23 protein-coding genes are annotated in these 25886 nt (G+C 65.1%); 3 read left to right on the top strand and 20 right to left on the bottom strand.

The features are described 5' to 3' along the window. Positions 1–40: 40 nt before the first annotated feature. The 9 genes from AC3A4M_RS18290 to AC3A4M_RS18250 all read right to left on the bottom strand — a co-directional run bounded on the left by AC3A4M_RS18290 (position 41) and on the right by AC3A4M_RS18250 (position 9602). Positions 41–1528 (bottom strand): alanine/glycine:cation symporter family protein, encoded by a 1488-nt coding sequence (locus AC3A4M_RS18290; RefSeq protein ID WP_498737511.1) that lies wholly within the window; start codon positions 1526–1528, stop codon positions 41–43. 244 nt (positions 1529–1772) lie between these two features. Further along, entirely contained in the window at positions 1773–3149 is a 1377-nt protein-coding gene (locus tag AC3A4M_RS18285; RefSeq protein ID WP_498737509.1) for a M16 family metallopeptidase, read from the bottom strand. A gap of 66 nt (positions 3150–3215) precedes the next feature. After that, the gene (locus tag AC3A4M_RS18280) at positions 3216–5474 is read right to left on the bottom strand and encodes a polyribonucleotide nucleotidyltransferase (protein WP_498737611.1); all 2259 of its coding nucleotides are present in this window, start codon (positions 5472–5474) and stop codon (positions 3216–3218) included. Positions 5475–5805: 331 nt separating this feature from the next. Further along, positions 5806–6075 (bottom strand): 30S ribosomal protein S15, encoded by a 270-nt coding sequence (rpsO, locus tag AC3A4M_RS18275; protein WP_074702713.1) that lies wholly within the window; start codon positions 6073–6075, stop codon positions 5806–5808. Between the two features lie 150 nt (positions 6076–6225). Further along, entirely contained in the window at positions 6226–7206 is a 981-nt protein-coding gene (locus AC3A4M_RS18270; protein WP_498737507.1) for a bifunctional riboflavin kinase/FAD synthetase, read from the bottom strand. A gap of 102 nt (positions 7207–7308) precedes the next feature. Further along, on the bottom strand, positions 7309–7752 hold the full coding sequence (locus AC3A4M_RS18265) for a hypothetical protein (RefSeq protein ID WP_498737505.1): 444 nt from the start codon (positions 7750–7752) through the stop codon (positions 7309–7311). 14 nt (positions 7753–7766) lie between these two features. Continuing rightward, positions 7767–8141, bottom strand: a complete 375-nt coding sequence (locus tag AC3A4M_RS18260) for a hypothetical protein (protein ID WP_498737503.1) — start codon at positions 8139–8141, stop codon at positions 7767–7769. After that, complete coding sequence (gene truB, locus AC3A4M_RS18255) at positions 8141–9130, bottom strand: tRNA pseudouridine(55) synthase TruB (protein ID WP_498737502.1); 990 nt, start codon at positions 9128–9130, stop codon at positions 8141–8143. The genes AC3A4M_RS18260 and truB overlap by 1 nt, the downstream gene beginning before the upstream one ends. Next, positions 9111–9602 carry a nucleoside deaminase gene (locus AC3A4M_RS18250; protein WP_498737501.1) on the bottom strand — a complete coding sequence of 164 codons (492 nt, stop codon included), beginning with the start codon at positions 9600–9602 and terminating at the stop codon, positions 9111–9113. The genes truB and AC3A4M_RS18250 overlap by 20 nt, the downstream gene beginning before the upstream one ends. A 188-nt stretch (positions 9603–9790) precedes the next feature. Here AC3A4M_RS18250 and AC3A4M_RS18245 point away from each other — a divergent pair, with 188 nt between their 5' ends. Continuing rightward, positions 9791–10924, top strand: a complete 1134-nt coding sequence (locus AC3A4M_RS18245) for a ScyD/ScyE family protein (RefSeq protein ID WP_498737499.1) — start codon at positions 9791–9793, stop codon at positions 10922–10924. A 104-nt stretch (positions 10925–11028) separates the two neighbouring features. On the opposite strand, the gene rbfA is transcribed toward AC3A4M_RS18245, so the two are convergent. The 5 genes from rbfA to rimP form a co-directional block, all read right to left on the bottom strand. After that, complete coding sequence (gene rbfA, locus AC3A4M_RS18240) at positions 11029–11499, bottom strand: 30S ribosome-binding factor RbfA (RefSeq protein WP_139005976.1); 471 nt, start codon at positions 11497–11499, stop codon at positions 11029–11031. 78 nt (positions 11500–11577) lie between these two features. Beyond that, positions 11578–14481 (bottom strand): translation initiation factor IF-2, encoded by a 2904-nt coding sequence (gene infB / locus AC3A4M_RS18235; RefSeq protein ID WP_498737497.1) that lies wholly within the window; start codon positions 14479–14481, stop codon positions 11578–11580. Between the two features lie 136 nt (positions 14482–14617). Next, positions 14618–15019, bottom strand: a complete 402-nt coding sequence (locus AC3A4M_RS18230; RefSeq protein ID WP_498737496.1) for a YlxR family protein — start codon at positions 15017–15019, stop codon at positions 14618–14620. 62 nt (positions 15020–15081) lie between these two features. Beyond that, positions 15082–16059: a transcription termination factor NusA gene (gene nusA, locus AC3A4M_RS18225; RefSeq protein WP_498737495.1), complete on the bottom strand. Its 978-nt coding sequence runs from the start codon at positions 16057–16059 to the stop codon at positions 15082–15084. 1 nt (position 16060) lies between these two features. Next, complete coding sequence (gene rimP / locus AC3A4M_RS18220) at positions 16061–16675, bottom strand: ribosome maturation factor RimP (RefSeq protein ID WP_498737493.1); 615 nt, start codon at positions 16673–16675, stop codon at positions 16061–16063. Between the two features lie 113 nt (positions 16676–16788). Here rimP and AC3A4M_RS18215 point away from each other — a divergent pair, with 113 nt between their 5' ends. Continuing rightward, positions 16789–18027 carry a DUF4439 domain-containing protein gene (locus AC3A4M_RS18215; protein ID WP_498737491.1) on the top strand — a complete coding sequence of 413 codons (1239 nt, stop codon included), beginning with the start codon at positions 16789–16791 and terminating at the stop codon, positions 18025–18027. Further along, entirely contained in the window at positions 18024–19007 is a 984-nt protein-coding gene (locus tag AC3A4M_RS18210; RefSeq protein ID WP_498737490.1) for an aminoglycoside phosphotransferase family protein, read from the top strand. The genes AC3A4M_RS18215 and AC3A4M_RS18210 overlap by 4 nt, the downstream gene beginning before the upstream one ends. A gap of 30 nt (positions 19008–19037) precedes the next feature. On the opposite strand, the gene AC3A4M_RS18205 is transcribed toward AC3A4M_RS18210, so the two are convergent. From AC3A4M_RS18205 to AC3A4M_RS18180, 6 genes are all read right to left on the bottom strand, one after another. Continuing rightward, positions 19038–19847 (bottom strand): sulfite exporter TauE/SafE family protein, encoded by an 810-nt coding sequence (locus tag AC3A4M_RS18205; protein ID WP_498737488.1) that lies wholly within the window; start codon positions 19845–19847, stop codon positions 19038–19040. After that, a complete protein-coding gene (locus tag AC3A4M_RS18200) occupies positions 19844–21643 on the bottom strand; it encodes a proline--tRNA ligase (protein ID WP_498737486.1) in 1800 nt (599 codons plus the stop codon). The genes AC3A4M_RS18205 and AC3A4M_RS18200 overlap by 4 nt, the downstream gene beginning before the upstream one ends. Before the next feature lie 131 nt (positions 21644–21774). Continuing rightward, positions 21775–22701: a GNAT family N-acetyltransferase gene (locus AC3A4M_RS18195; protein WP_498737484.1), complete on the bottom strand. Its 927-nt coding sequence runs from the start codon at positions 22699–22701 to the stop codon at positions 21775–21777. Next, complete coding sequence (ispG, locus tag AC3A4M_RS18190) at positions 22655–23821, bottom strand: flavodoxin-dependent (E)-4-hydroxy-3-methylbut-2-enyl-diphosphate synthase (protein ID WP_139005967.1); 1167 nt, start codon at positions 23819–23821, stop codon at positions 22655–22657. The genes AC3A4M_RS18195 and ispG overlap by 47 nt, the downstream gene beginning before the upstream one ends. Positions 23822–23911: 90 nt before the next feature. Beyond that, positions 23912–24202 (bottom strand): YciI family protein, encoded by a 291-nt coding sequence (locus AC3A4M_RS18185; protein ID WP_139005966.1) that lies wholly within the window; start codon positions 24200–24202, stop codon positions 23912–23914. A gap of 34 nt (positions 24203–24236) precedes the next feature. After that, on the bottom strand, positions 24237–25877 hold the full coding sequence (locus AC3A4M_RS18180; RefSeq protein ID WP_498737481.1) for a hypothetical protein: 1641 nt from the start codon (positions 25875–25877) through the stop codon (positions 24237–24239). Between the last annotated feature and the right edge of the window lie 9 nt (positions 25878–25886).

Genomic DNA, 25886 nt, shown 5'->3' with positions numbered 1-25886 from the left:
AAACGGGGCCTTCATCGCAGCTAGACGCCGCTGTTGAGCGCTATCGGCCCCCGCCCTGCGGCACCTGACGCTCATGATGGTGCGAGGACCCGACCACGTCGCCGGCCTTCCACTCGTCCCAGCCGGGCTGGTCCCGCATGAATGCCTCGATCTCGTCCTTGTTTGCCTTGAGCTCCGGATCATGCTTGAGGTAGTGCCGGGTCTCGCGCACAATCAGGCCGGAGAGAATGAGCAGCCCGAGGAGGTTAGGCAGGGCCATCAGGCCATTCATCACATCGGAGAAGTTCCAGACCACCGCCAGCGGAACCGTGCAGCCGATGAAGACCACCAGGGAGAAGACCACCCGGTAGGGAGTCACGCCGCGCCGGCCGAACAACCGCTCAACGTTGCGTTCGCCGTAGTACGCCCAGCCAAGAATCGTCGAAAAGGCGAACAGGACCAGCCCGATGGTGACGATCCAGTGGCCCCACTCGCCAGGCAGGCCGTGGCTGAACGCCTCGCCGGTCATCAGCGCTGCCGAATCGCCGCCGAGATCCCAAACGCCCGTGGTGATTATCACCAGCCCGGTGCAGGTAACCACGATGATCGTGTCGATGAAGGTCTGCGTCATGGAGACCAGGCCTTGACGTACCGGATGGGTTGTCTGCGCTGCAGCAGCCGCGATCGCGGCCGACCCCATGCCCGACTCATTGGAGAAGATGCCGCGGGCCACGCCCATCTGGATGACCAGCATGATAGCGGAACCGGTGAACCCGCCAACGGCAGCCGTGCCGGTGAAGGCGTCGGTGAAGATCAGGGCCAGGGCGGCAGGAACGCCGTCGATGTTAGCAATCAGGATGTAGATGGCCCCGAGCACGTAGAACACGATCATGACCGGAACAAAGCCTGCCGTCACGCGGCCGATGGACTTGATTCCGCCCACCAGCACCAGCAGCGTCAGGACGGACAGCACTGCGCCGGTGACCCACAGCGGGATGTTCCAGCTGCTCTCAACGTTCGTCGCGATGGAGTTGCCCTGGGTCATGTTGCCGATACCGAAGGAGGCCAGGAACGCGAAGACGGCGAAGGAGAGGGCCAGGATCTTACCGAAACGGTTCTTGATGCCGCGCTCAAGGTAATACTGCGGTCCGCCCGACTTTTCGCCGGCATCGTCGGTGGTGCGGAACCGGACGCCCAGGAAGGCCTCCGAGTACTTCGACGCCATCCCCAGCAGCGCGGTCACCCACATCCAGAACAGGGCGCCGGGGCCGCCGATACCAATAGCGGTGGCGACGCCGACAATGTTGCCCGTGCCCACGGTGGCAGCCAGGGCCGTCGTCAGCGCCTGGAACTGCGAAATATCGCCCTCGGCCCCTGCGTCCTTGCGCGTGAACAGTCCGAGCCGGAGCGCCACGCCCAGTTTCAGGAACTGCATTCCACCCAAGCGGATCGTCAGGTAAAGACCGGTGCCCAGCAGCAGCGGTATGAGCAGAAATGGACCCCAGACAACCGAACTAACGGCCGATAGAAACTCCGTTAAGTCTTCCAAAACATTCTCCAATTGCGGTGCGGTAGATGCATGTGACTGCAGTCACCCACAGCCGGAATCAGTCTAGTACGCCGGTGGAGTCCATTCATATTTCCTGCCCGCGACAGGCCCGCTACACGGCGGGACGTGTGTCATGTAGCGCGGAATACCCCGCAGGCTCGTCCCGCAGGCGCCCAAAATAACGGCGGCCGGGTGCCCGGTTTCTTTCCCGGACACCCGGCCGCCGGGTGGAAATTACGGAACCTCAGAGACCAAAGTCCGCCGGTGAATCAAACGGACCGACGACGGTTACCGTGCGCGGTGCGGCGGCCAGTTCGGCAGCCAGCGCCTGCACTTCCTCCGGCGTGACCACGCGGATCCTCGTCAGCGTCTCGTCCGCGTCCAGGAACTCTCCAGAGACGAGTTCCGCCCGGCCAAGCCGCGACATCCGCGACCCGCTGTCTTCCAGCGCCAGGACGATGCCGCCGGACAACTGCCCGACTGCCTTGCGCAGTTCTTCGGCCGTAATTCCGTCCGAGGCCAGCTTGTCCAGCTCGGCACCCAGCAGTTCGATAACCTGCTTGGTCTTCGCCGGAGAGCAGCCCGCGTACATACCGAAGTAGCCGGCATCCGCGTAGGACCCCGCGAAGGAGTACGTGGCGTAGACAAGCCCGCGCTTTTCCCTGACTTCCTGGAACAGCCGCGACGACATGCCGCCACCAAGGACGGCGTTGAGGACGCTCATCACGAACCGGCGCTCGTCGGTGGCGACTATGGATTGGCAGCCCATGACGATGTTGGCCTGCTCGACCGGACGCCGGTGGACGTGGATGCCGGCTACGGAGGTGATCTCCGTGCGCTCGGCGGAGCGGCGCTGTACCGGTGCGGCTCCGGGTTCGAGTACCCAACCCGCGCCTTCCAGAGCCTGCAGAACCAGCCGGCAGACGTCGTCGTGCTCCAATCCTCCCGCTGCGGTCACAACCAGCTCATCCGGACGGTAGTACCGCTGGTAGTGGTCCCAGACAGCGGTGCGGGGCACGGCCATGATCGCCTCGGGAGTACCGCCGATGGGCCGGCCAAGGGGGTGGCCGGCCAGGACGGCCTCGACGAACTTCTCGTGGCAGACGTCCGAGGGGTCGTCATTGTCCATCGCCAGTTCTTCGAGGATGACGTCGCGTTCCTGCTCCAGCTCGCTGTTGTCGAGCACGGCGGAGGTGATCATGTCCGCGATGACGTCGATGGCCATCGGCAGATCGGTGTCGAGCACGCGGGCGTAGTAGCAGGTGTTTTCCTTCGCCGTCGCGGCATTGGATTCCCCGCCGACCTCGTCAAAAGCCGACGCGATGTCGAGCGCCGTGCGCCGCTTCGTTCCCTTGAACATCAGGTGCTCCAGGAAGTGCGTCGAGCCGTGCTGGCCCTCCGCCTCGTCCCGGGAGCCAACGCCGACCCAGAAACCGATGGTCGCCGAACGCTGTCCGGGCATCGCTTCGGTCAGCACTCGGACGCCGCCGGGGAGCACGGAACGCCGCACAACGGAGCCGCCCGGATCACCGTGGATCAACGTGGGATCGGCCCCGCCGAGATCGGTGGCGTCCGTATGGCCTTCAGTGGCGGATAAGGGCAAATGGATTCCTCGGGACATAGCGGAACTCCCCGCCGCAGAGCGTGACTCTGCAGCGGGGAGTTCGTTGCCAAATGCTTCAGGCATTTACTCTGCGGAACCTTCCGCCGGCTCCAGGACGTCCTCGCCGGAAGCCTCGTCGCCGGCCGCCTCTTCGGCAACTACCGGGGACAGCGAGAGCTTTCCGCGGTCGTCGATCTTGGTGATTTCGACCTGGACCTTCTGACCTACGGAGACAACTTCGTCGACATTGTCCACCCGCTTGCCGCCGGCCAGCTTGCGCAGCTCGGAGATGTGCAGCAGGCCGTCCTTGCCCGGTGTCAGAGACACGAAGGCGCCGAACGTGGTGGTCTTGACGACCGTGCCCAGGTAACGCTCGCCGACCTCGGGAACCTGCGGGTTCGCGATGGCGTTGATGGCGGAGCGGGCTGCCTCGGCGGAGCCGCCGTCGGTGGCGCCGATCAGCACGGTGCCGTCATCTTCGATGGAGATGTCTGCGCCGGTGTCCTCCTGGATCTGGTTGATCATCTTGCCCTTCGGGCCAATGACCTCGCCGATCTTGTCCACGGGGATCTTCACCGAGATGATCCGCGGCGCGAACTCGGAAAGCTCGTCCGGGGTATCGATCGCGGCCTCGAGTACGCCCAGGATGTGCAGGCGCGCTTCGCGGGCCTGCTTCAGTGCGGCGGCCAGAACCGAGGCGGGGATGCCGTCCAGCTTGGTGTCGAGCTGGATCGCGGTGACGAATTCGGCAGTACCGGCAACCTTGAAGTCCATGTCGCCGTAGGCATCTTCGGCACCGAGGATGTCGGTCAGCGCCGCGTAGCGGGTTTCGCCGTCGACCTGGTCGGAAACCAGACCCATGGCGATGCCGGCAACCGGAGCCTTCAGCGGCACACCGGCGTTGAGCAGGGACAGCGTCGAGGCGCAGACCGAGCCCATCGAGGTGGAGCCGTTGGAGCTGAGAGCTTCGGAGACCTGGCGGATGGCGTACGGGAATTCTTCACGCGAGGGCAGCACCGGAACCAGGGCGCGCTCGGCGAGGGCACCGTGGCCGATTTCGCGGCGCTTCGGCGAACCGACACGGCCGGTCTCACCGGTGGAGTAGGGCGGGAAGTTGTAGTTGTGCATGTAGCGCTTGCGCGTTACCGGCGACAGCGAATCGATCTGCTGTTCCATCTTGAGCATGTTCAGCGTGGTGACACCCATGATCTGGGTTTCGCCGCGCTCGAAGATGGCTGAACCGTGGACGCGGGGCAGAACCTCTACCTCGGCGGTCAGCGTGCGGATGTCCGTCAGGCCACGGCCGTCGATGCGGACCTGGTCCTTCAGGATGCGCTGGCGGACTACCTGCTTGGTGACGGAGTTGAAGGCAGCCGAAACTTCCTTCTCGCGCCCGGCGAACTGGGCTTCCTCGGAGCCGCCGAACTGCGCCAGGATCTCGGCCTTGAAGTCGTCCGCAGCATCGTTGCGGGTCTGCTTGTCGGCGATCGAGAAGATCTCGGTCAGCTTCGTGGCAGCAGCGGCTTCCACGGCAGCGAACACATCGTCCTCGTAGTCCTTGAAGACCGGGAACTCGACGGTCGGCTTGGCAGCGGCCGCGGCCAGCTGAGCCTGAGCGTCGCACAGGGACTTGATGAACGGCTTGGCCGCTTCCAGACCCTCGGCAACAACCTCTTCGGTCGGGGCGGGGGCGCCCTCTTCCTTGATCAGCTGCCAAGCGTTGTCCGTAGCTTCGGCCTCGACCATCATGATGGCAACGTCGTCACCGGCGACACGGCCGGCAACAACCATGCTGAAGACGGCCTTCTCCAGTTCGGTGTGCTTCGGGAACGCAACCCACTGGCCTTCGATCAGCGCCACGCGCACGCCGCCGATGGGGCCGGAGAACGGCAGGCCCGAGAGCTGGGTGGACATGGAGGACGCGTTGATCGCGACGACGTCGTACAGCACGTCCGGGTTGATCGCCAGGACGGTGACAACGATCTGCACCTCGTTGCGCAGACCCTTTACAAAGGCCGGCCGCAGCGGGCGGTCCATCAGGCGGCAGGCCAGGATGGCTTCTGTGGACGGTCGGCCTTCGCGGCGGAAGAACGATCCGGGGATGCGGCCGGCGGCGTACATGCGCTCTTCGACATCCACCGTCAGGGGGAAGAAGTCAAAGCCCTCGCGCGGGGACTTGCCGGCGGTGGTGGCGGACAGCAGTGCGGTGTCTTCGTCGATGTAGACCATCGCCGAGCCTGCGGCCTGCTGAGCAACGCGGCCGGTTTCAAACCGGATAACGCGCTTGCCGAAACGGCCATTGTCAATGACCGCTTCCGAGAACTGAATTTCGGGACCCTCCAAGAGAGTCACCTCCGTTTCTGTGGTGTCGGAGGTAACCAGCATCGGCCCAGACTTGCCTGCTTCCCTCGGTGGGAAGCGCCTGCGGCTGGCCATGGGGCCTGTCAACACCCGGTCTTCGATCGAGACCCCCGGGCGGCTGTGCATTTGCTGCACCGGCCACTCCCGGAAATCACTACCGAGGACCGCGAATGCTTACGACGCCGGTCACTCCTGTTTTGTAATTATGGTTGCCCACCTGCCGGATCCCGGCCGGTGGGTTTGCGCCAAGCAAAGCGAAGGCGGCTCTTTCCTATGCCTTCAGCAGTTCAGAAAGAGCCGCCTTCACAGCAGACTAGCGGCGCAGGCCGAGACGCTCAATGAGCGCACGGTAGCGCGTGATGTCGGTGTCGCGCAGGTAAGCCAGCATGCGGCGACGACGACCAACCAGGGCCATCAGGCCGCGGCGGGTGTGGTGGTCATGCTTGTGCATCTTCAGGTGTTCCGTCAGGTCCGAGATGCGGCGGGACAGAACTGCAATCTGTACCTCGGGTGAACCCGTGTCGCCCTCGTGGGTGGCGTATTCCTTGATGATTTCCTGCTTGATAGCGGCGTCCAATGCCACAATAACTCCTAGAAGTTGTGCCGTGAGGCCCGTTTCAGCACTTCGCTGCCGGGGTCTCCGCGCTCGGCCGGGATTGCCGGAGCGAGCATAGAGAAATCCAGCCGCCACGGACCGCAGCCGAATTCAGCCCTCAGTTTACCTGTCCGGGCGTTAGTCTGTCGAAAGCAGGGCCCGGGACTGGTCGACGTCGATCTCCATTTGGGCGATCAAAGCCTCCGGTCCGGTGTAGGCCACCATGCCGCGCAGCCGGTGGACGAACTCCACCACGACCTGCTGGCCGTAGAGGTCGAAGTCCCCGTTCGCTTCCTTCGGGCGGTCGATCACGTGGGCCTCGACCCGGCGGCTGGCGCCTTCGAAGGTCGGGTTCGAACCCACCGAGATGGCGGCCGGCCAGCGCCGACCCGAGGCGTCGATCAACCAGCCGGCGTAGACGCCGTCAGCGGGGATCAGCCCGCTGGCATCCGGGGAAAGGTTAGCGGTCGGGAAACCCAGTTCGCGGCCGCGGGCATCCCCATGGACCACCTCGCCGCGCACCCGGTGCAGCCGGCCCATCACCTGGGCAGCCGTCACCACGTCGCCCTCGGCCAGTGCTTCCCGGACCCAGGAGGAGGAACAGCGCCTGCCCCTGAGGTGGGACTCCGGCGCGTCCGGCTGGTCCGAGCCGTATTCTTCGATGACGTCGACGGCGAAGCCGAACTGCTCACCGAGTTCCTGCATGGTGTTCAGGTCACCGGAATTGCCCTTGCCGAACCGGACATCGTGGCCAATAACGACGGCGGACGCCCCCAGCGCTTCAACGAAGACTTTGCGGACAAACTCCTCCGGCGTATCCGCTGCCAGTTCGAGCGTGTAGGTCATCATGAGCAGGCCGTCGATACCGGTCTCTTCGAGCGCCTCGATACGGTCCTGCAGCCCCATAATCTGCTGGGGCGCTGCCTCCGGCCGGTGGATCTGTGCGGGATGGGGGTCGAACGAGATGGCGACGGCGTTGGCGCTGTGGCGTGCGGCAGTCTCCACGAGTTTGGCCAGCACCTGCTGGTGGCCGCGGTGCACGCCGTCGAAATTGCCCAGCGTTACCACTGATGGACCAAAACCGGAAGGTACTTCGGCCAGGTCTTTCCAGTAGTGCACAGCAGGCTCCTCGCATCGTTAGCTATTCATGAGCTGTTCAGTCTCGGCGCACCGGTAAAAATCCGGCGGCGCCGTTGTCCATTATGGACGATCGCGGCGGTATTACCGCATTCGTTCCTGCCCGGCCCGGTGCCGCCAGAGCCACCAGAGTCCGAGCAGCGGCAGAACCAGCGGGATGTAGCCATAGCCTTGCCCGAAGCCGGACCATACGGTGTCCTCCGGCAGCAGGGCCGGATCCAGCAGGCTCAGCAGACCCACGGCGACAACGCCGAGCAGTTCAATACTGATGGCAGCGACGGAGATCCAGTACCAGCGCAGGCCCTTCTTGGCCAAAGCAACGGTGGCCAAGATATAGACCAAGGCGGCAAAGGCCGAGAGCAGGTAGGCAACCGGTGCCTCGGCGAATTTCGTGGCGATCTGATAGGACGCGCGGGCCGTGGCCGAGATGGCGAAGACACCGTATACGGCCACAATCAGCCGACCCGGTCCGCTTGAACGGGAGCCGGTTTCCACCGGTTCTGCCGGGGTTTCCTGAGGGGAAGTCATGCTGTTCTCCGCTTTCATACTGCCAAGGCTCCGTCCCAAATCTGCTCCATCCGCACGAGCATCACGAAAATGGTCAGGCCCACCGCACCCAGGATCAGGTTGCTCCAGCGGGTTCGCTCCAGAATGGACCACCAGAAGGCCGCGACCGGGACCAGCAGGGCGGTAATCCAGTACCCCCAGAACTCCCAGACCTCTCCCGCGACTGCCTCTCCCCCGGCCTGCCGCACGATGGCGGCAATGCCGTACACCAGCAGGAAGAGCTCGACGGCGGCTACCGAAAGGATCGTGATGTCATTGGGCGGCTGCTTGATCACCGCAGCGACAAGGCAAATCAGTGCGGCGAGGAGGCAAACGACTGCTCCGGTAATGAAAAACCCGTCGACGACCACTAACGCTTACCCTCATCATTCCCGGCGGCGAACACCAGCAGGGGCTTGGCCGTTTCGCCTTTGTTCTCCAAAAGTGCAACCAAAGTTCCATCCGGCGCAAACGCTGCCACCGGCGCCGGGTCCTGCCCGGCGGAGATCCGCCGTCCATGGGACAGATCGGCTGCTTCGGCGTCGTTGAGTTCACGTGCCGGGAACAGTGCGCGCGCAGCATCGTCCAGCTCGAGCATCTGCAGTTCCTCTGCCAGTTCCTCCAGCGTTGCTGCTGCCTCGATGCTGTACGGCCCGACCTGCGTGCGGCGAAGGGCCGTCAGGTGCCCGCCCACTCCCAGCGCATTGCCGAGGTCGCGGGCGAGGGCACGGATGTACGTTCCGGACGAGCATTCCACGGTCACGTCCACGTCGAGCAGTTTGCCGCCGCGTTCGCGCCGGATCTGATGGATATCGAAACGGCTGACGGTCACCGGCCGGGCAGCCAGTTTCACCTCGTTGCCGGCCCGGACCCGTGCATATGACCGCTCGCCGTTGACCTTGATGGCGGAAACGCTGCTGGGAACCTGCTGGATTTCTCCCGTCAGCGTGGCGACGGCGGTATGGATCTCCTGTTCGGTGACCGCGGCGGCAATGGTTTCGTTGAGGACGTCCCCCTCGGCGTCGTCCGTGACGGTCGACTGGCCCAGCCTGATGGTTGCCGTGTAGGTCTTCGAGGTGCCTACGATGTAGGTCAGCAGCCGGGTGGCCCGGTTGACGCCCACCACCAGCACACCGGTGGCCATCGGGTCCAGGGTGCCGGCATGGCCCACTTTTCGGGTCCCCGCCAGCCGCCGCATGCGGCCCACCACGTCATGGCTGGTCCACCCCTGCGGCTTGTCCACGATTATTAGTCCTGAACGGACCGGCCCGGAATTCACGCCTTTCAGTATATGGGGTTGGCTGCCCGGTCCAGTCAAGCCGGCGGCGGCCCCGGGAACCTCAGTACTCCGTTTTGGCATCGAGTTGTTCCCAGCTGCGGAAGGGTTCTTGCGAGGTCGGCACCACAATCTGCTCCACCGGCATGAGACTAAGATCTCCCCGGCCCTGGATGTAGTCGTAGAAGGCGGCGTCGTCAAAGCCGGCCCGGGCAGCATCGTGGCGGTCGGCGGCAAAGTACACCCGGTCCAGCCTCGACCAGAGCGCAGCGGAAAGGCATAGCGGACACGGTTCGCAACTGCTGTAGAGGGAGCAGCCGGTCAGATTGAAGGTTCCGAGTTCGCTGCAGGCATGGCGGATGGCCACGACTTCCGCATGCGCCGTCGGATCATTGTTGGCGGTCACACGGTTACTGCCCTCGAAGATCCTTCCGTCAGGGGCCACCACAATCGCGCCGAAGGGCCCACCTTCGGCATCGACGTTGCGCACGGCCAGGGCTACCGTCCGGGCCAGATATTCGGCTACGCGATCAGCATTGTTTTCCATAGTTTCCATTAATCCTTTGATCGTTGACAGCGGGATAACGCAGGACTACCTTGACCCTACTGCTATCAGGGAAGCAGCCGTTGGGGAGCACCGAGGGCCGCCGGTGCTGTTGCCTCATAGGCATTAACATCTTCATCCAACAGGCCCCATCCGTGCCTGCCGGGCACGCCTGCCGGTCATGCACAGGAGCAATAGCTGTGAAAAGCACCAAGCTATACATCGCCTTGCCCATCGCCCTTGGAATGGTTCTGACCTCCGGGATCGCCCCAGATAACGCGGCGCACGGTGATGATCCCCGTCCGCGCCACGTCGAAACGCTCACCGTGGATCCCCCGCTGTTCTCTCCGTTGAGCCTGGCGACTGGCAGGCACAACACCGAGGTTTACGTGACACAAAACTTCGCTGGCGCCCTCGACCGCATCACGGAGGACGGGGACTTGCGCAATGTCTATAAAACGGCACAGAAGGGCACGGAAGTCGGCGCGGTATCGCGCTTCCGTGACACCTTGTATTTCATGGAGGGTACCGGTGCCGGCGAACACGATCCTGCACCGAACGTCCAGGTGATCAAGTCCCGGTCCGATGACGGCAGGATCCATGACATCGCCGATGTTGCCAAGCATGAGGCCAAGCATAATCCGGACGGGAACGTGACCTATGGCTTCCGCCACGTCGACAGCAAGAGCTGCCTCGACAGGATCAAGATGCCCATGGACCGGCCCGACAAGTACAAAGGCGGCGTGGATTCGCACGCCTATGCCACGGCGGTGAACCGGCGCAGTATCTTTGTGGCCGATGCCGGAGCCAACGCGATCTTCAGGATCAACAAAGATTCCGAACGGGTGAGGACCGTTGCGGTACTTCCCGCGACCAGGGTCAAAATCACCGAGGAGCTGGCCCGGGAGAAGAAACTGCCGGACTGCGTTGTCGGTGAACGTCTGTATCTTGAGCCGGTACCTACCGACGTGGAAATCGGCGACGACGGTTGGCTGTACGTCAGCACGCTGCCCGGCGGGGCCGAAGACACCAGCTGGGGAGAACTCGGCGCCGTCTACAAGGTCCACCCGAGGACGGGAAAGACTATCGAAATAGCGGACGGATTCGCCGGCGCCACCGGGCTGGCGCTGAGCAGGCGCGGGGCTATTTATGTGGCCGAGATGTTCGGCGACAAGATCTCCGTCGTCAAGGAGGGCAGCGACAGAGTGCGTACGTTCCTCAAGACCAAAGTCCCGGGAGCGGTGGAGATCGAGGGCCGGACCCTTTACGCCACCATGAACGCTGCACCGCAGATGCCTGCGGCCGGACAGGTGATCAAGGTCCGTCTCCGGTAACAGCACGGCGTCACGCTAGGTGCAGCCACCATCGGACTGCCGGGGACACCCAGAAGGCGGCAGACGTAAGGTCTGCCGCCTTCTGCACTGCGGATCGGCGTAGGCTACTTGGCTGCCTCGTCCGGTTCGTCGGTAAAGCCCTCTTCGTCGTCGTCCTCTTCGTCCTTGCGGTAAGGATCGGATTCGCCGGCGAAAACTGCGCCTTCTGCCAGGGCCGCAACCTCGGCATCGCGGGCCTTGGCGGCCCGCAGCAGTTCCTCCAGATGACTGGCGTTAACCGGGATCTCGTCCGGGACGAACTCCAGGGTCGGGGTCAGCCGTACCGTGATGTTCTTGCCCACCTCGGAGCGCAGGACCCCCTTCGCGGACTCCAGCGCCTTGCGGGTGTCCGCTTGCTGGGTCTCGTCGCCGAAAACCGTGTAGTAAAGCGTGGCGTGCTGCAAGTCGTTGGTGACGCGGGCGTCCGTAATGGTGACAAAACCGAGCCGCGGGTCCTTGACCCTGCGCTCCAGCGCTTGTGCAACCACAACTTTAATCCGGTCTGCCAGTTTTGCGGCGCGTGCTGGATCGGCCATAGCCCCTCCTCATGGTGTGTTGGTGAAAGTGCAGGCGCCCGGCGGTCGTGACCGCCAGGCGCCTGCATCGGAGAATCCCTAGGCGCGCGGCTTCTCGCGCATCTCGAAGGTCTCGATCATGTCGCCTTCCTTCAGGTCGTTGAACGACCCCAGGCCGATACCGCACTCGAAGCCTTCGCGGACCTCGGTGGCGTCATCCTTGAACCGCTTCAGCGAGTCAACGTTGAGGTTGTCGCCGATGATCTTGCCATCGCGGCTGACACGGGCCTTGGTATTACGCCGGATGATGCCGGAGCGGACGATGGAACCTGCGATGTTTCCATGCTTGGACGAACGGAAGATCTCGCGGATTTCAGCCGTACCAAGCTGGAACTCCTCGTATTCCGGCTTGAGCATGCCCTTGAGGGCCAGCTCGATATCGTCGATGGCCGAGTAGATGACCGAGTAGAAGCGCATGTCAACGCCCTCTCGGTCAGCCAGTTCAGCCACGCGCTCGGCGGGCTTGACGTTGAACCCGATGATGATCGCGTTATCGACCGTCGCCAGGTTGACGTCGTTCTGCGTGATGGCGCCGACACCGCGGTGGATGACGCGCAGCTGTACATCTTCGCCAACGTCGATCTTGAGCAGCGAGTCTTCCAGAGCTTCAACCGCACCGGAAACGTCACCCTTGAGGATGAGGTTGAGGGTATCAACCTTGCCCTCGGCAACAGCCTTGTCGAAGTCTTCCAGGCTGATGCGCTTGCGGCGCTTGGCCAGGGCGGCGTTGCGGTCCGCAGCCTCACGCTTCTCAGCGATCTGGCGGGCGGTCCGCTCGTCGTCGGTAACCAGGAAGGTGTCGCCGGCACGCGGCACGGTCGACAGACCCAGGACCTGGACCGGACGGGACGGCTCCGCGGCTTCGACCGTGTCGCCGTTCTCATTGAACATGGCGCGGACGCGGCCGTGGGCAATACCAGCAACGATCGTGTCGCCGACATGCAGCGTACCGGACTGGACCAGCACGGTTGCCACCGCACCACGGCCCTTGTCCAGGTTCGCTTCGATAGCGATACCGCGGGCGTCCTTGTTCGGGTTGGCACGCAGGTCCAGCGCAGCGTCTGCAGTCAGCAGCACGGCCGAAAGCAGATCGTCGATGTTCAGGTTCTGACGCGCAGAGACGTCCACGAACATCGTGTCGCCGCCGTACTCTTCCGGAACCAGACCATACTCGGTCAGCTGGCCGCGGATCTTGTCCGGGTTGGCGCCTTCCTTGTCGATCTTGTTCACGGCCACGACGATCGGCACATTGGCCGCCTGGGCGTGGTTGAGCGCCTCGATGGTCTGCGGCATGACGCCGTCATCGGCTGCGACAACCAGGATGGCGATGTCGGTGACCTTCGCACCACGGGCACGCATGGCGGTGAACGCCTCGTGGCCCGGAGTATCGATAAAGGTGATCCGACGGTCGCGTCCATCGTGCTCGACGCCGATCTGGTATGCACCAATGTGCTGGGTAATGCCGCCGTGCTCGCCTTCGACAACCTTGGTGTTGCGGATGGCGTCGAGCAGTCGGGTCTTACCGTGGTCAACGTGGCCCATGACCGTGACAACGGCCGCACGCTTCTCCAGCTCTTCATCGCCCTCAGCCTCGAGTTCGGCTTCGAGGTCGATGTCGAAGGAGTCCAGCAGCTCGCGCTCTTCGTCCTCGGGGGAAACAACCTGGATCTTGTAGCCCAGTTCCTCGCCCAGCAGTTCGAAGGTTTCCTCGTCCAGCGACTGCGTGGCCGTGGCCATTTCGCCGAGGTGGAACAGCACGGTGACCAGTGCGGCCGGGTTTGCCTCGATCTTGTCGGCAAAGTCCGTGATCGAAGAACCACGGCGCAGGCGCACAACAGTCTTCCCGTCGCCGCGGGGTACGCTCACGCCACCCAGCGACGGAGCACTCATCTGCTCCAGTTCCTGACGCTTGGCGCGCTTGGACTTGCGCTGCTTGCCGCGGCCGGCGCCTCCCTTACCGAAGGCGCCCTGGGTGCCACCGCGTCCGCGGCCACCCTTGCCAAAGCCACCGCCGGCGGGCGCACCGCCACCGGGACCACCTGTACCTGGACGGCCGGGAGCACCCGGACGGCCCGGAGCACCGCCGCGGCCGGCAGGTGCCGGACGCTCGGTACGATTCGGCATCATGCCCGGAGTCGGACGTGCACCGCCGGGACCGCCGCCCGGACGGGGAGCACCCGGACGGGGAGCGCCGGGACGCGGGGCACCCGGACGGGGAGCACCCGGACGCGGAGCACCGGGGCGGGGACCGCCCTGGCCTGCAGCCGGACGCGGCCCGCCCTGTCCTGCTGCCGCCGGACGGGGAGCCCCGTCACGACCGCCGCGGGGCATGCCCTGGGACGTTGCAAAAGGATTGTTTCCCGGACGCGGTGCACGCTCGCCATCACGCTCGCGGTCGCCACGGGCGCCGCGGGGCATGCCCTGCGAGGTAGCAAACGGGTTGTTGCCGGGGCGGGGGGCGCCACCTGCACGAGTGCCGCCCGGACGCGGAGCAGCGGCGCCGGGCTTCGCCGGTGCTGCTGCGCCTGGCTTCGCCGGTGCCGGAGTATCGGCCTTGGCAGCCGGAGCCGCCGGTGCTGCAGGCGCGGCCGGAGCCGGAGCCTGGGGAGCCGGTGCTGCAGGAGCCGGAGCCTGGGCGGCCGGCGCAGCAGGCGCTTCGGGCGCACTGGGTGCGGCCGGCTGTGCGGCAGCTGGCTTCGCTTCGGTTTTGGGCCCGGGCGTCGGAGCAGCCGCCGGCTTCGGTGCAGCCTTGGCTGCCGGAGCGGGGGAAGCATTCTTCGCCGGAGCGGCAGGGTAGGCGTCGCGAAGTTTCTTCACGACGGGAGCCTCAATCGTGGATGAGGCGGACCGGACGAATTCGCCCAGTTCCTGCAGTTTTGCTACTGCATCTTTCGAGGTAATACCGAGCTCTTTCGCGAGCTCGTGTACGCGGACCTTGGCCACATTTCTCCTGTCTCGGTCCGCACCGAGCCAGGCACGAACCGTCTATTTCTTGCTGCGGCCTTCCGTGCCGTGCAGAACGCACATCGCACTCAGACCGTGGGCAGCGCACAACAGATAAGTCATCGTTGGGCACTCATCACTTGGCACTCATCGGGTTTCCATCAGTTTTCTGACCCGCTTTCAGGTTGGACGGTTGGTGTGATCCGGTCGCGTTTTCCGCGGCCGGATCAAGTGCTTGGAAGTAACCTTCCACGGCACGGCTATCAACTTTACCCCTAAAGGCCCTGTTGAAGGCACGCCGCTTCACAGCCATTGCCAGGCATTCGGGTTGGGGATGCAGCCAAGCACCCCGCCCGGGCAGGCGGCGAAATTGATCTACGACGACGGTGCTCGCACCATCTGCTGTGACCAAACGCAGCAAACCGGCCTGGTCATCCCGACGGCGGCAGCCCACGCAGGTGCGCTGCGGCGAAGCCGCAACGGTGTCCTGCTGGCGGGAATCACGCCCACCGGGCTGGAAGTCGGAAGACCGGACCATGTTTATTCTAGCGCTTTCCCTAGCCAGTCTACGAACTGGAGCTGCGGCCGCAGTGCCGGAGGCTACTGCTGGACCGCCACAGCATCGGACACGATGTCGATCCGCCAGCCGGTGAGCTTGGCAGCCAAACGGGCATTCTGTCCTTCTTTACCAATGGCGAGGGACAGCTGATAGTCCGGCACGACCACCCGCGCGGCACGCAGGTCAGCGTCCGTGATGGTGACCGAAGACACGCGCGAGGGAGAGAGGGCATTGCCGATGAACGTCGCCGGGTCCTCGCTGAAGTCCACGATGTCGATCTTCTCATCGTGCAGTTCGGTCATGACGGCGCGCACGCGGGAACCCATCTCGCCGATGCAGGCGCCCTTGGCGTTGAGCCCGGGAATGTTGGCCTTCACAGCGATCTTGGTGCGGTGGCCCGCCTCGCGCGCCAGCGCCACGATCTCGACGCTGTTGTCCGCGATCTCCGGGACCTCCAGTTCGAAGAGTTTGCGGACCAGGCCCGGATGCGAGCGGGAAAGCGTAATCGAGGGACCCTTCATGCCACGGTGCACATCCACTACGTAGGCACGCAGGCGCGCACCATGCGGGTACTTCTCCCCCGGCACCTGTTCAGGCGGTGGCAGCAGTGCCTCGACGGTGCCGAGGTCAACCTGGACCATGTTGGGATTGTGGCCCTGCTGGATCAGCCCGGAGACGAGCTCGCCTTCCTTGCCGCGGAAAATGCCGAGCACGTTGTCGTCCTCGGCGTCCCGCAGGCGCTGCAGGATGATCTGGCGCGCGGTGGAAGCCGCAATGCGGCCGAACCCGCTCGGGGTGTCGTCGAACTCGCCGACAACGGTGCCGTCCTCGTCCATTTCGGCGGCCCAGATGGTCACATGCCCGCTCTTGCGGTCCAGCTCGGCGCGGGCTTTATCGATCGAGCCCGGCGTCTTGTGGTAAGCCACCAGCAGCGCCTGCTCAATCGTGGGAATGAGCAGGTCCAGGGGGATTTCGCGTTCACGTTCCAGGAACCGCAGGGCGCTCATGTCGATATCCATGTCAGGCCTCCTCATCTTCTAGTTCGCCGCGCATTTCCGCTGCGGCCAGGTCTTCATCCAAGTGCGTGAATTCTATTTCCACCTTGCCGCTGCGGATGTTCGCAAAGGCCAGTTGGACGGGTTCCCCGTGCTTGGGCTTCATGCCCTTCTTCACGGGGATGTCGGGCCGTATCGTGACGGATTCGTCCCCGACTTCCAGCAGTCGCCCGGTGACGTTGTCGCCGTCGAGAACTTTCACCGACACCTTGCGGCCGAGATTGCGGCGCCAGTGCCGCGGCTCGGTCAGCGGCCGGCTCACGCCGGGGGAAGAAACTTCAAGATCATAGGGGGCGCCCTCATCATGCGGGTCCTCGTCCAGCGCCGCGGACAGGCTCTGCGAGACCTCCGCAATCTTGTCCAGGCTCACGCCGCCCTGCTGGTCCTCGGGCAGATCCACGATCACGTGTACGGTGCGCTGGGTTCCGGCGATGCGCACTTCGATGTCTTCCAAGTACAGGTCGCTGGCAGCCACGGTGGGGGCCAATAGTTCCTTCAGCCGCGACGCTTCCAATTGGGTCTGGGCGCCGGATGGTTTCCCCGACTGGAACACGCCGGTGTGATCGGGTCGATCCGCCATAGCTGCCTCCCGCTAGATGTTGTTGTAGCTACTAGACTAGCGACTTTCTCAAGCCCTCGTGACACGCTGATGAGCCACGCGCCGCACCGTGTGGTGCGTCCGTGCCTGCTGCCATGACATTATCAACTGTTGTGGGAACAACGTCAGGACGGCCGGCCAAGGGCACGGCCGGCACCAAGGCCGGCGGCAGAGCCGGCCGCTTTTTCCGGCGCACCTTACTGCTTTTGCTTGCCGCCGCACTGGTCGTCAGCATCGGCACCGTCGTCACCAGCCTGGAGACCGTCCCTCCTCCGCTGAGCACCACCGAACAGGCGCGTCTGGACGCCGAGCAGCGGCTTCTGGCGGTAGCCGGAGATCTTCGTCACCTCGCTTCGGTTGACGGCAATTCAAACAACGACGACGGCGCCTCGGCACCGCTGCTGACCGCCGCTTCCGCGCTGGAACAGCAGGCCCGCCTGTTCCCGCTGCAGACCTCCTGGCCGTCGGGAGCAGCCGCCCCGGAGCCCGGTCCCGGGAACGGTCCCGGCATCCTCGATGCAGAGACACCCAGCCCCACAACCACCAAGCGGGCCTCGCGCGAAGCCGGGGCGCCGACGCTCGACGGCACGCTTCAACGGCTGGCCTCGACCTCCCGTTTCCTGCTCTCCGCGTCCTTGGACGTGGACCCCGGCCTTGCGCGCCTGCTGGCCTCCGTCGGCGCATCGGCCTTCAGCCAGGCATCCTTGCTGCACGAGGCTTATCCGGACACCAAACAACCGGTGCCCTGGAAATCCGATGTGGTGGATCCGCCGACCGAATGCGGCCGGCCCGACGCTGAAGACCAGGAGTCTCAGTCATCGGCTCCCGGGGGTGGACTGCCGGCGGAAGCACAGGCCGTATCCGCCGTCGTTGTCAGTGAATACAAGCTGGCGTTCCTGTACCAGACCGCGCTGCCCCGGATCACGGGTGCACAGCGTGAAGCCGCGGCGGAGAACTATGCAGCGCATCGGGACCTGATGGAGCGCTGGGAGGAGCTGGCCGCGGACTCCTGCGTGGACCTGCCGCTCCGCGAGCCGGCCTATGCACTTCCCGAGGGCTTCCTCGACGAGCCGTGGCAGGGGCTCGGCGATGCGGAAGGCGAGGCGGCGCTGGCGCTGGGCGATCTGGTGGCCCTCGGCGACGGCGCACTGCGGGCGGCCGCGGCCTCGGACCTGCAGGGAGCAGTTGAGCGGATCGCGGCCACGACCGGGGAGCCGCCGCTCACCCCCGGCCTCGACCTTCGGGCAAGCGGCAGCCCAGTCTCCCCGTCCGGAACGTCCGAAACTGCCGGTGCGGCATCGCCGGCGCCGCCCACGAAGGACGGCCCGCAATGATCCCGATGGAGCTCCCGGCCGACCTGCGGCTCAACGCGCTGCAGTTGCCCGGCGGCTCCCGCTGGCTCCAGGAGTTCAACAATCTGTGCGCTGCCATGTTAGACAGCTGGCAGTTGGAGGCAGACCCCGCCGACGGCGGTCCCTGGTTCGGCCAGCTGGCGGCAGTGGTGCCGGTGCGCACCCCATCCGGCAGACCAGCGGTGCTGAAGCTCGCGGTTCCGCACGATGAAGCGCTGCTCGAGTCCGCTGCGCTGCGGATCTGGGACGGCCGCGGTGCCGTAGCCCTGCTGCGTAGCGAGGAGGACCCTTTTGTGCAGTTGCTCGAGCGGCTGGACGGCGACCGGTCCCTGCTCGATGTCCCGCTGGACGAGACTGCGGCAGTGTGGGGACCGTTGGTGCGGCAGCTGCACCGGTCCCCCGAAGCGGCAGAGATCTGGCCGCCCTTTGAGACCGTAGCGGCGATGGCCGAGCAGTGGTCGGATTCGCTGCCTGCGGACTGGTCTGCGCTCGGGGAGCCCTTTGACCGCTGGCTGCTCGAATGCGCGCTGGAGGTCTGCCAGGTCCGGGGCACGGTAGGCCGCCGTGAAGCCCGTGATGTTCTGGTCCACACCGACCTGCATTACGGGAACGTGCTGGCCCGGACGCATCCTGCAGGCAGTTTCGCGGCCATCGATCCGAAGCCCATGCTGGGCGAGGCGGAATTCGAGGTGGCGCCGATGCTCTGGAACCGGATACCGGACCTGCATGCCACGGATCCGGAAGCCCACCTGGTCCGGCGCTGTGAGGAACTCTGCGCGGCGGCGGAATTGGAGACAGAGACCGCACGGCAGTGGAGCATCGTCCGCGAGGTGGCCAACGCACTGGACTATCTGCAGCACGGCAACAGCGGCCACGCGCAACGGTCCCTCTGGGTTGCCTCCACGCTCGCCGGACGAACCCTCCCCGGGCTTCCGCCGGCACATGAACTGCAACTGCCGTAAGCGGGGCGGCACCGTAGCATGCCCGGCTGCCTAAGCTGCCGGGTCCCCCAGGAAATTCTCCTGCACCACGTCGTAGCCCAGCTTGATGATCAGGGCCGCGACCACGAGCAGGAAGACCACGCGGATGAATTTGCTGCCCTGGGTTACCGCCATCCGGGCGCCCAGATAGCCGCCGGCCATGTTTGCCAGGCCGAGAATCAGGCCGAGTCCCCACAGCAGGGCGCCGCTGGGCAGGAAGAACAGCAGGGCGCCGAAGTTGGTGGCCATGTTCACGATCTTGGCCTTCGCACTGGCGGCCAGGAAGTTATATCCGAGCATGGCCACCATCGCGATGATCAGGAACGAGCCCGTTCCGGGGCCGATCAGCCCGTCGTAAAACCCGATGACTAGTCCGATGCCGGCGGCGGTGCCGAAATGCCGCACCCCGGTGTAGCGCAGTTTGGTGAGGGTGCCCGCCGTCGGACGCAGGGCAGTAAAAATTGCGACGGCGATGAGCGCCGCTACGATGATCGGCTTGAACACTTCCGAGGGCAGCACCGTGGCGACGATGGCGCCGCCGAAGCTGCCCGCCAGCGCGACGCCGGCCATGGGCAGGGCGGTCTTCAGGTCGGGGTGCGCGCGCCGGTAATACGTGATGGCGCTCGTGGTGGTCCCGAAGATCGAGCCCATCTTGTTGGTCGCCAACGCCTGCACAGGGCTGATGCCGGGCACCAGCAGCAGCGCCGGCAACTGGATCAGGCCGCCGCCGCCGACCACTGCATCAACCCAGCCGGCGGCGAAACCGGCCACCACCACAAGGATGATGGTGGCCAGTTCCAGTTCCTCCAGTCCGGAGATCACTTCCCGGCGAGGGCGGCCACCTGTGCGACGGCCCCCTCCAGAGGTACGTTCTGCGCTTCGCCGGTGGCGCGGTCCTTGACCTCGACGACACCGTCGGCCAGGCCGCGGCCGACCACGAGGATGGTCGGCACCCCGATGAGTTCCGCGTCGCCGAACTTCACACCGGGGGAAACCTTGGGCCGGTCATCGTAGATGACTTCCAGTCCGGCGGCCGCGAGCTCTTCGGAGAGCTTGTTCGCGGCGTCGAAGATTTCCTGTCCGCGGCCGGTTGCGACGACGTGGACGTCAGCCGGGGCGACGTTGCGCGGCCAGATCAGTCCCTTGTCGTCGTGGTTGGATTCGGCGAGGGCGGCCACGGCACGGGTAACACCGACGCCGTACGAACCCATGGTGACGGTGGCCAGCTTGCCGTTCTTGTCCAGCACCTGCAGCCCCAGCGCCTCGGCGTACTTGCGGCCCAGCTGGAAGATATGGCCCATCTCGATGCCGCGGGCAGCCTCGAGCGGACCGGAGCCGTCGGGCGCTTCGTCGCCGGCGCGCACATCGACACTCTCGATGACGCCGTCCCAGGTGAAGTCCCGACCGGCCACCAGCCCGAAGACGTGCTTGCCGTCGACGTTGGCACCCGTGATCCAGCTGGTCCCGGAGACCACTCGCGGGTCCACCAGGTAGAGCAGTCCGGTCTTGCCTTCGGTGCCGAGCACTGCAGCGTTCAGGCTCTCGCCCGGGCCGATGTAGCCCCGGACCAGTCCCGGGTGCTTCTTGAGGTCGTCCTCGTTGGCGGCCTCGATGCCGATTTCCCCGCCGATCGGCAGGAAGCCCCCGATGTTGGCTTCGACCCGCTTGAGGTCCACAGCGCGGTCGCCCGGCACGCCGAGCACCACGACCTGGCGCTCCCCGGTCGGCAGGGTGACGGCCAGAACCACGTTTTTCAGCGTGTCGGCAGCCGTCCATTCGCCCTCCGGACGCGGTGCCAGCTCGTTGGCCGCGGCCACGAGGGTGTCGATGGTAGGGGTGTCCGGGGTGTCCTTGACCTCCGCCTCGGGCAGGTTGGTGAAGTCGATCTCCGCCGGAACCACGGTGGTGACCGCTTCGACATTGGCCGCGTAGCCGCCGGCCGAGCGGACGAAGGTGTCTTCGCCGACCTCGGTCGGGTGCAGGAATTCCTCGCTCTTGGACCCGCCCATGGCGCCTGCCGTGGCCTTCACGGGCACTACTTCGAGTCCCAGCCGCTCGAAAATACGCAAGTAGGCTCCGCGGTGGGCCTGATAGCTGTCCTCGAGTCCGGCGTCGTCAATATCGAAGGAATACGAATCCTTCATGATGAACTCCCGGCCGCGCAGCAGCCCTGCACGGGGACGCGCTTCGTCGCGGTACTTGGTCTGGATCTGGTACAGGCAGACAGGCAGATCCTTGTACGAGGAGTACAGATCCTTGACCAGCAGCGTGAACATTTCCTCGTGCGTGGGAGCCAGCAGGTAGTCCGCGCCCTTGCGGTCCTGAAGGCGGAAGAGCCCCTCGCCGTACTCGGTCCAGCGGTTGGTGGCCTCGTACGGTTCGCGCGGCAGCAGCGCCGGGAAATGGACTTCCTGGGCACCGATGGCGGACATCTCCTCGCGGATGATGGTTTCCACCTTGGCCAGGACCTTCAGCCCCAGCGGCAGCCAGGAGTAGATGCCGGGAGCCGCGCGGCGGATATACCCGGCGCGCACCAGCAACCGGTGGCTGGCCACCTCGGCGTCGACGGGATCTTCGCGCAGTGTGCGCAGGAACAGGGTGGAGAGTCGCAGGACCACGCTTGGTTTCCGTTTCTAAAGTTCGTTGTGTCGCAACAGCAGATCAGTAACTAATCCTACGGTCGCCGGACGGTTCGGGTGAATTTGGGGCAGAGTGTCGCCGGCAGCGCATCCTGTTGGACGGCAGCTTCTTAGAAGAGCACGGTGGCGAAGGTGCCGACCTGCTCAAAGCCCACACGCTGGTAGGCGGCAACGGCGCGCTGGTTGTAGTCGTTGACGTACAGGCTCGCTACCGGGGCGAACTTGCGCGAAAGTTCGACGACGGCGGCCATGTACGCTGCCGCAAGACCCTTGCCGCGGTAGGCCGGGTTCATCCAGACGCCCTGAATCTGCACCGCATCGGCCGAGACGTTGCCTAACTCGGCCTTGAAAACCACGTCACCGCCTGGCTCGCGGTAGACCAGGGAGTGCCCCTTGTCGATCAGGCTCCGCACGCGCTGGCGGTAGTGGTGTCCGCCGGCAGCCATGGGGGAATAGCCGACTTCCTCTTCGAACATGGCCACGCAAGCCGGCAGCAGCACGTCCAGATCCGCCCCGGTGGAGAAGCGGACCGCCGGATCCGCCGCTACGGCGGGCTTACCGCGCAGTTCCATCAGCGGCTGGTTGGGCCGTACGTCGAAAGGACGGGTGGAATTGTGCTGGAAGGAACTCCAGATACCCAGTACGGCTTCCGCCGGGCCGAAGATGGACGAGGTCCGGCGGTTGCTGGAGGCTAGAAACTGACCGAGGTTGGCACCCTGTTCGGCGCTGAGCGCAGTGGGCACCAGATTGACCCCGCTCCAGCATGCACCGGCCAAAGCGCCGTCGGCGAAGTAGCCGAGGATTTCTGCGCCCGAGGGGGTGGGCGCAGCCGTTTTTGTGGATTCCAGATGCGCGGCGAGGAACACGTTGGACACCGGATCCTGTTTCACCAACTCCCAGAGCCGAGGCGTGTCCCCTTCGTCGAGGACCCGGATTTCGGCATGCCCCAGCGCGACCGCGGCTTCGCAGCCGGAATCCGTGCGCAGCCGGTTAGCTGACGTTAACCACGGGGCTACCCTTGACAGCATTTTCGCCATCGGTCTCCCCCATTTCCTCCGCAATTCTCATTGCTTCTTCGATGAGTGTCTCAACAATCTGGTCCTCGGGCACAGTTTTGATGACTTCGCCCTTCACAAAGATCTGGCCCTTGCCGTTGCCGGAGGCTACGCCCAGGTCCGCCTCGCGGGCTTCACCAGGGCCATTGACAACGCAGCCCATAACAGCCACGCGCAGCGGAACTTCCATGCCTTCCAGCCCGGCGGTGACCTGGTCAGCGAGCGTGTAGACATCAACCTGGGCGCGGCCGCAGGACGGGCAGGACACGATTTCCAGCTTGCGCGGACGCAGGTTCAATGACTGCAGGATCTGGTTGCCAACCTTGATCTCCTCTACCGGCGGTGCCGAGAGAGAAACACGGATGGTGTCGCCGATGCCCTTGGACAGCAGGGCACCGAAAGCGGTGGCGGACTTGATGGTGCCTTGGAAAGCCGGACCGGCCTCGGTAACGCCCAGGTGCAGCGGCCAGTCGCCCCGCTCCGCCAGCAGTTCGTAGGCGCGGACCATCACTACCGGGTCATTGTGCTTGACGGAGATCTTGAAGTCGTGGAAGTCATGCTCTTCGAACAGCGAAGCCTCCCAGACGGCGGACTCCACCAGGGCCTCCGGGGTGGCCTTGCCGTACTTTTGCATCAGGCGCGGATCCAGCGAACCGGCGTTGACGCCGATCCGGATGGACACTCCGGCGTCCTTGGCGGCCTTGGCAATCTCTTTGACCTGGTCGTCGAATTTGCGGATGTTGCCCGGGTTCACCCGCACCGCCGCACAGCCGGCGTCGATCGCAGCGTAAACATACTTCGGCTGGAAGTGGATGTCCGCAATGACCGGGATCTGCGACTTCTTTGCGATGATGGGCAGCGCCTCGGCGTCGTCGGCGCTGGGGCACGCCACTCGGACAATATCGCAGCCGGAAGCCGTCAGTTCGGCGATCTGCTGCAAGGTGGCATTGATGTCCGTGGTCGGTGTGGTGGTCATGGACTGGACGCTGACCGGCGAGTCCGATCCAACGCCAACCGAGCCGACCTTGATCTGGCGCGTTTTACGGCGCGGCGCCAGGACAGGCAGCGGTGCGTTTGGCATTCCAAGGTTGACCGAGGTCAAAACATCCTCCAGGGGGCAGTGTGCAGAACAGCTTTCATTATCCTCCGGCAACCCGGATCTTGCGAAGATACCGGCCAGCTGTGGGAAAGATCATGCGTAGTCGGCGAAAGCTCCGGTCACGGGCTTCCACTCCGTTACCCGCAGGCCGGAAACGAAGTTCTGCACATTGAACGGGTCCTGCTTCAGTTCCTCCAGCAGGGCGGCTTCGCTCCCGGCGGTGAACAGCAGCAGCGCGCCGGTGCCGTCGGCGTACGGGCCCGAAGCCAGCAAACGGCCTTCGTTGACGAAACCCTTCAGCCATTCGCGGTGGGCGGCACGATGCGTGTCGCGGCCCTCTTCGGTATCGGCGGCGTAAACATACTCGACGGCAAAAACACTCATGCCGACACCTTACCTGCCCTCGGGGCCGTGTTAATCATTGGTAGGACACGAACCAAGGCGCCGGTTTGACGTCGCCGTAGGTCCGCTCCGGGGAGAACATCGGGGTGTCCTCATCGTAGAAGTTCTTCCAGCCCATCCACACGTCGTCGGGCAGGTCCTGCCGCAGCGCGCGCCAGGTCTCCAGCTTCTGTCCCGGTCCGCCGTGGCCATCGGCGTGGATGACGACGGCGAGCTCGTCATGCCCGGTCTCAAGCTGCTCCCGGTTGGAGATCATCCGCAACTGGAACTGGTGCAGGATCAGCACCTTCTGCGGCAGGTTGTTCTCCCGCGTCAACCCGGCCAACCAGTCGCCGACCTGGTTGATCTCTGCTGCGGTGACCGAGCCGATCTGCTCCATGTGCCGCTCGCCGTCCCGCAACCGCCACTCCGGGTCCAGGGCCAGGCCGACATGCGGTTCCTTGAGCAGTTCCTCGTACGCCTTGGCCTGGGTAAGGAAGTCGGTTCGGCCGGGCTGCAGGTCCAGCACCACGTACACGCCGGCTTCGCCTGCGGCATCTACCCAGGTCCGCAGCAGGTCGATGTCCGTGGCGGAAGAATAATCGCCGTCCTCGCCGGCGGATCCGGTGGCGACCGTGGCAATGATCTCGAACGCCGGAATTACCGGCTCGTCGCTCAGGCCCTTGTACTCGCCGGCCAGCTTCTTGGCCCGGTCGATGGCGGCGTCCACATCCTGTTCGCCGAGGGCACCCAGCGCGGGACCGGACGGGTGGCCGTAGAGCGCGACCATCCGCCGCGTCGGGAAGGCCAGCATGCCTCCGCCGGGCAGTTCCGCTGCCATCAGGGCGGTTTCGGTCCGGGCCGCGAACTGTGCCGTATTGCCGAAGTCCCCGCCGATGGCGAGAATGTTGTGCTCCGGTTCGGCGCGCAGGAAGTCTACGGTTTCGGGGTTGGCCCGGGGGTCGGCCGCGGCATCGACGTGGGTGCGCACACCGGCGGCCTGAAGCACGGCCACGGTGGCAGGGAGTTCTTTCCTGGCGTCTTCGCCAAGCAGCACCGAGAACGGTGACGCTTCTTCCGGCCCAGCAACCTCGTCCATTGGCTGGCCCGGACCAAGAATCTCGACGCCGCCCAGTACGCTTTCCCACTCCGCCGCGCCGGAGCCTGCCGCGGATCCGGAGGCTGCGGCGGTTCCGGTGGGTCCCGGCGACCCGGATGGCGCGGCAGACGCCTCAGGAGCCGCGGATTCGGCAGCTCCGGCCGGCGCACCGAAAGTCTTGACCTGGCGGACACCAAGCCGCTCCAGCTCGGCCTCGAGCCCGTCCACTGCCAGCAGCAGCGGCACTCCGGCAGAACTGGCCTCGGCGGCGGCAGCTTCGATGGCAGCGGCGTCCCCTTCCGGGGCCACCACAGCCACCGGGCTGGACTGGAACAGGGTTTGGCTGGAGGCCAGCGCCGCCTCGGCGTCGCTCCCTGTGATGACAGCAGGCTCCGCGGCGCCAGTGTTGAGGTAGACCCGGTTGTCGTCCCGGTCGGACCCGCTTTCCGCTGCGGACCCGGACGCGCCGGGCCTGCCGTTCTGTCCGGCCGTGCACCCGCTCAGCACCAGCGCCGCGACCAGTGCGGACGCGGCCAGTATCCGGGGCCAGCCGGACTTGCCGCTGCCGTGCTTGGACATGCCACCTCC

The organism is Arthrobacter sp. Soil_C_60 (assembly GCF_057656375.1).
This window is presented reverse-complemented; position numbering and strand designations above follow the sequence as displayed.